Origin of the sequence: Nocardiopsis sp. TNDT3, from assembly GCF_003427465.1 — a bacterium.
Taxonomy (GTDB): Bacteria; Actinomycetota; Actinomycetes; order Streptosporangiales; family Streptosporangiaceae; genus Nocardiopsis; species Nocardiopsis dassonvillei.
This window is the reverse complement of the sequence record NZ_QPFC01000749.1, coordinates 1-6,155: the sequence shown is the minus strand read 5'-3', so window position 1 is coordinate 6,155 and position 6,155 is coordinate 1. Positions and strand designations below refer to the sequence as shown.

The 6,155-nt window shown below is 77.7% G+C and carries 3 protein-coding genes and 2 pseudogenes; 4 read left to right on the top strand and 1 reads right to left on the bottom strand.

Annotated features, from left to right (window positions below; genetic code table 11):
- The 4 genes and pseudogenes from DQW06_RS18515 to DQW06_RS18500 form a co-directional block, all read left to right on the top strand.
- Nucleotides 1-288: pseudogene (locus DQW06_RS18515) on the top strand (ABC transporter ATP-binding protein); the annotation flags it as partial.
- 122 nt (nt 289-410) lie between these two features.
- On the top strand, nt 411-2,909 hold the full coding sequence (locus DQW06_RS18510) for an FtsX-like permease family protein (RefSeq protein WP_232833069.1): 2,499 nt from the start codon (nt 411-413) through the stop codon (nt 2,907-2,909).
- 573 nt (nt 2,910-3,482) lie between these two features.
- Complete coding sequence (locus tag DQW06_RS18505) at nt 3,483-4,190, top strand: SAM-dependent methyltransferase (RefSeq protein ID WP_198662481.1); 708 nt, start codon at nt 3,483-3,485, stop codon at nt 4,188-4,190.
- Complete coding sequence (locus DQW06_RS18500; protein ID WP_013151903.1) at nt 4,181-4,720, top strand: DinB family protein; 540 nt, start codon at nt 4,181-4,183, stop codon at nt 4,718-4,720. Before DQW06_RS18505 ends, DQW06_RS18500 begins: the two co-directional genes overlap by 10 nt.
- 205 nt (nt 4,721-4,925) lie before the next feature.
- Here the strand turns inward: DQW06_RS18500 and DQW06_RS18495 are convergent.
- Nucleotides 4,926-6,155: pseudogene (locus DQW06_RS18495) on the bottom strand (primosomal protein N'); the annotation flags it as partial.

The window sequence follows — 6,155 nt, the reverse complement described above, 5'->3', positions numbered from 1 at the left end:
GTGCGGGCCCTGGCCTCCCGCCCCGACATCGTCTTCGCCGACGAACCCACCGGAGCGCTCGACGGCGCGACCGCCGACAGCGTCCTGGGGCTGCTGCGGGAGGTCGTGGACGAACTCGGCCAGACCGTCGTCATGGTGACCCACGACCCCAAGGCCGCCGCCCGGGCGCACGCCACCGCGGTCATGGCCGACGGCCGCCTCGCCGACGTCCTGCACGCCCCCTCCGCGGCCGACCTGGCCGGACGCCTGGCCTCGCTGGAGACGGCCGGGGCGGAGGCGGACCGATGACGGCGACCCCCGCACCGAATCCGGCTTCCGGTCCGGCCTCTGGTTCCGGCCCCGCCTGCGGTCAGGGCCCCGTGGGCGGACGCGGCCCCCTAGCGCTGAAGCTGGCGCGCGGCCGTGCCGGGGTGCTGGCCGCTGTCGCCGTCGCGGTCCTGGGCGGATCGGCGTTCGTCACCGTCGGCGGCGTGCTGGCCGACACCGGGCTGCGCTCGTCGGTCCCCGCCGAACGCCTCCGGGGCGCGGACGCCGTGGTCGCCGCCCCCCAGACGGTCGAGCAGGCCGAGGACCTGGACCTGCCCCTGCCCGAGCGGGCCGGACTGCCCGAGGAGCTCACCGCCCGGCTGGCCGCCCTGCCCGAGGTCGGCACCGCCGTCGGCGACGTGGGGTTCCCGGCCGCCGTGCACACCGGGGACGGGCCCGCCACGGGAGCCGACCCCCGCACCACCGGCCACGGGTGGTCCTCCGCCGCGCTGCTGGAGGACGCCCCCTTGGAGGGGGAGGCGCCGCGGGGGCCGGGGGATGTGGTCCTGGACGCCGCCACGGCGGCCGCCGCCGACGCCGGGGTCGGCGACCGGGTGCGGGTCACCGCGGCGGGGCGCACCGGCGACCACCGGCTCTCCGGGGTGCTGGACACCGGCGCCACCGTGGTCCTGTTCGACGACGAAACCGCCGTCGACCTGGCCGGACGCACCGAGGGCCCGCGCGAGGGCACCGTGGACCTGGTGGCCCTGCGCGCCGCGCCCGGCGTGTCGCAGGAGCGGTTCACCGGGGCGGTGCGGGAGGCCCTGGCGGGCGAGGACGCGCTCGTGCGGACCGGGGACCGGATCGGCGACGCCGAGTCCCCGGCCGCCGGAGCCGCACGCGGTGTCCTGGTCGCGGTGGCCGGTTCGCTCAGCGGTGTCCTGGTGATGACCATCGGCCTGACCGTCGCCGGGGCGCTGTCGGTCTCCGTGGCCGCCCAGCGCCGCGACCTGGCGCTGCTGCGGGCCGTGGGCGCCACACCCCGGCAGATCCGCCGCCTGGTCGCCGCCCCCAACCTCCTCGTCACCCTGGCGGCCCTGCCCTTCGGCGTGGCCGGCGGCTATCCGCTGGCCGGGGTCGCGCTGGACTGGTTCGCCTCCCTGGGCCTCGTGCCCCCGGGCCTGCCGCCGGTGTTCGGACCGCTGCCCGCCCTGGCCACGGCGGTGTTGATGGTGCTCGCCGTGTGGCTGGCCTCGCTGGCCGCGGTCGGCCGGACCGCGGCCGCGCCGCCCACCGACGCGCTCGCCGAGTCCGTCGCCGAACCGCGGGTTCCCGGCCGGGCGCGGACCTGGACGGGGGCGGCGCTGCTCCTGGCCTCGGTGGGGGCGTCGGTCCCGGCGCTGGTGCTGGGCGACGAGACGGCTGCGGTCGGCCCGGCCTCGGCCAGCCTGCTCGCGGTGATCGGGCTGGCCCTGGTCGGCCCCGCCCTGCTGCGGGCGGTGAGCGGGGCGCTCGGCCGCCGCCTGCCCGCGCGTTCGTCCGCCCTGACCTGGCTGGCGGTGCGCAATCTGCACGGCCACTCCCACCGGGTGGCGGGCGCGGTCAGCGCGCTGGCGATGCTGGTGGCCTTCGCGCTCAGCCAGGGGTACGTCAACACCACGCTGCTGGCCGCGCAGACGGAGCAGCGACAGGACGGCGAGCTGGCCGCGAGCACGCTGACGGCGCCCGCGCTCGGCGGGCTTCCGCTGGGGCTGGCCGAGACCGTTCGGGAGGACCCGTCCGTCGCCGCGGCCGTCACCGCCACGCCGACCGCCCTCGTGTGGACCACCGAGCTGCCGTTCGATGAGGGGGTGCTGCACCAGGAGACGCCCGCGCTGGTCCTGGGGCCGGGAGCCCCGGAGGTCGTCGACGTGGGTGTCACCGAGGGCGACCTGGGCGCGCTGACCGGCGACACCGTCGCGCTGGGCGCGCAGACCGCGCGCTCCCTCGGAGCGGAGCCGGGGCAGAGGGTGGCGTTCCGCATGGGGGACGGGACCGAGGCCAGCGCCGAGGTGGTCGCGCTGTACGAGCGCGAACTCGGTTTCGGCCCGGTCCTGGTCTCGCGGGACCTGGCCCGGGGACACCTGACCGGGGACCTGCCCGCCGAGTTGCGGGTGCTCGCCGAACCCGGGCGGGAGTCCGAGGTGCGCGGGGTCCTCGACGGCCTGGCCTCGGCGCATCCGGGGGTGGAGGTCGCCGACACCGCGCCGGACGCGGCCGGGAGCGGGCTCGCGGCGAACACGGTGCTCAACCTCGTGGTGCTGCTCTGCCTGGCGGGGTACGTGCTGCTCTCGGTGGCCAACCGCCTGTCCGCCCAGACCCTGCGCCGCCGCGCGGAGACGGACTCGCTGCACGCCGTGGGCATGACCCCCGCGCAGGTCCGGTCGCTGCTGCGCAGGGAGGCCGCCCTGATCGCGGTCGGCGCGGTCGTCGCCGGTGTCCTGGCCTCGGCGGTCCCGCTCGCCTTCGCGGGGATGGGGCTCCTGGGGCGTCCGTGGCCCGGCGGCCCGTTCTGGCTGCTGCCCGCGACCGTGCTGGTGGTCGCGGTGGTGTCCTGGCTGTGCGCGGAGCTGCCCGCGAGGAGGCTGACCGCGGACCGGTGGCGCGCCGGGGCCGGGGCCTGACGGGCTTCCCCCGGGAGCGGCCCTCCGCGCGGAGCGGCGTTCTGGCGGGGACCGCCTCCGGCCGGGAGCGGCCTTCGGATGGGGGCCGTCTCCGGCCGGGAACGGCCTCCCGGTGGGGGCGGCCTCCGCCCGGGAGAGGTCCTCGTGACGGAAGGGCGGTCGCCCCCGTCGGGGGCGACGCCCCGGGGCCGGAGCCCGGGGGCGTGGAACCCCCCCGCCTCCCGAGGCCGTTTCCCGGGAAGCGCGGCAGAAAAAGCGCTTTCCCGGACGTTCCGGCCGTGCCGTGGGGCTTTCCCGGGAACACACGGCGGTGACCTGCTGGAACCGCGGGGGAGCGGGGCGTGACGCCCCCTCCCCGTTCGCGGGGCCGAGTTCGTTTACCAGAAACACTTGCGCCCCAGGAGTTCCCAAAGGGCGAAATAGGGCGCATAACACCCAAGTGTGTGCTGAGGATCACTTTCACAGGAGGTACCATCGGGCCCTGACGGCATGGCGCGACGCTGTCCGGGCCCGACCGGCCCGCCCCGCCGAGCGTCTGCCTCCCGCGAGCGAACCGGCTGGGGGAGCGTGAACGTGACCAACGTCCGAGGGCCCAAGACGGGTCGGCTCACGGCCGTGTTCCGAGGGCGCGGGTCCGTGCCCGTCCCCGGCCAGCGGTCCGGTGTGGTCGACCTCGGCTCCCGCGCGGGCGGGCGTCCCGACCCCCGGCACGCCGAGCACACCCGCCTGCACCAGGCCTTCCTGGGGCGCGTGGTCGACTACCTGTCCGCCGACGCGGGCGTGCGCCAGTTCGTCGACTGGGGGTGCCCGGTGCCCGGAACCGCCGAGCGCGTGCACGCCACCGCCCCCGACGCCTCCGTCGTCCACGTCGCCCCGCACGGCGCGGCGGGCATGCTCTCCACCCCCGGCGCCCGCGTGCTCTCCGGCGACGGGTCCGGCACGGACACGCTCCTGCGCCGCCTCGGCACCTCCGGGCTCGTCGACTTCGACGAGCCCGTCGCCGTCCTGATGACCCGCCCCTTCACCGCGGACGACCCGCCCGCCCGGATCGACGCCCTGCACGCCCTCATGCGCGGGGGCGGCTACCTCGCCCTCACCTCCCCGGCGCCCCGCGCCGCGGTGGAGCGCGCCTTCGACCCCTTCCAGCCCATCGAGCCGGGCGTGGCCGACCTGCGGTGGTGGCCCTATCCGGACGAGGACGTGTCCGACGCGGGCACCGGCGTCCTGGCGGGGCTGGGCCGCGCGCCAAGACGCCGAGGGGGCGTTCGCGGGTGGCGGTGAACTGGACCGGAGAGGTCCTGGCGCAGCTGCGGTTCTACTGGGACTTCTCCCTGTGGCCCCGCCTGGAGGGGCTCACCGACGAGGAGTTCCACTGGGCCCCGGTGCCCGGGGCCTGGACCGTGCGCGAGGGGCCGGACGGACGCCACCGGCCCGACACGGCCGTCCCCGAACCCGAACCGCCGCCGGTGACCACCATCGCCTGGCGGCTCGGGCACATCGTCGTCGAGGTCCTGGAGACCCGCGTCAACTGGCACTTCGGCGACCGCACCGCCACGCGGGAGAACGCCGACTGGCCCGCGACCGCAGCCGAGGCCCGGCAGCGGCTGCGCCACGCCTACACGGCCTGGACCGCGCACGTCCAGGAGTTGGACGAGAGCGGCCTGGCCGCGCCGGTGGGCGGCGCCGAGGCGCCCCAGTGGGAGGACTTCCCGATGGTCGCCCTCGTGCTCCACGTCAACCGGGAGGTCATCCACCACGCGGCGGAGGTGGCCGCGCTGCGCGACCTGTACCGCGCGGAGTACGGCCGCTGAGCCCGACGGCCGCTCCCGTCGGACCCCGGCCGGGCCGCCCCGGACGGGGCCCTCGACGCGTTCCCTGCCGCGACGACCGCCTGACCCCGGGGCGCCCGAACCCGCTACGAGTCCAAGGCCACCGCGGACCAGACCCCGTGTGCCACACCGGTGACACTTTCGGACGGGCGGGCCCCGGTGCTCCCCCGGACGGCCCCGACACCGCCTAGACCACGTGCAGCGGGTCCATCCGCACCTGCGCCAGGTGCTCGTCGCGGCGCGCGCTGCGCGCCGAGGCCGCCACCTTGAGCGACCGGGACAGCGCGCCCACCCCGGCCCGGGGCACCCGCAGCAGCGCGCGCTCCGTGGGGTGGGCGCCGTCCGGGCCGACCGCCCGGTCCGCGCCCACCGGCACCGGCCCCAGGAGTTCGGCGCCCTCGGGCAGTTCGATCTGGTCGAGCAGCTCGCGCACGTGCTCGGGAGCGCCGGTGACCGAGGCCATCGCCACCGCGGGGGGGAACCCCAGCTCCCGGCGCTCGGCCAGCTCGCGCTCGGCGAAGCCCGCCGGGTCCCAGCGCACGAACGACTGCACCACCGGCAGCGAGGCGTCGGCCGACACCACCACCGTGCCGCCCGGCCGCACCAGGGCCCCCGCGTTCAGCCAGCGCCGCAGCGCCTCCTCCGAGGCGCGCAGGTCCATCCGGTTCAGCAGCGCCCAGCCGTCCAGCAGGACCGCCGCCGCGTACCCGTTGTCGGCCACCGGTTCGGCCCCCGGCGTGGCCACCACCAGCGACGGCGCGTCCGCCACCCGCGACAGCACCTCCTCGCGGCCCGAGGTGCGCACGGTCAGCGAGGGGAACGCGCGGCCCAGCTCCTCGGCGGTGCGGCGGGCGCCCACCACCACGGCGCGCATGCGGGTGACCCCGCACTCCGGGCACGCCCACTGCCCGGCGACCCGGCCGCACCAGCCGCACGAGGGCATGGCGTGCGAACCGCGCACGGCCAGCGGGCCCCGGCAGGAGTCGCAGCGCGCGGGCTCGCGGCACCCGGCGCAGGCCAGCGTGTTCAGGTAGCCCCGGCGCGGGACCTGGAAGAGCACCGGACCGGTCCGTGCGGCCTCGCGGGCCGCGCGCAGGGCCACGCTCGGCATCCGCGCCGACCGCGCCGCCTCGTCGCGGGCCAGTTCCCGGTCGTCCCCGGCCGCGCGGACCACGGGCGCGCGGCGGCGCAGGGTCGCCCGGTCGGCGGTCAGCGGGTGCGCCCACCCCGACTCCACCAGCAGCTGGGCGTCGGTGGTGCGCGTGTGCCCGCCGATCAGGGCACCGGCCCCGGCGCGGTGCGCGCGCATCGACAGCACCGTACGCGCGTGGGGATAGGGGGCGTGCGGGTCGGCGTGCACGTCGTCGCCGTCGTCCCACAGCACCACCAGCCCCAGGTCGCGCACCGGCGCGAACAC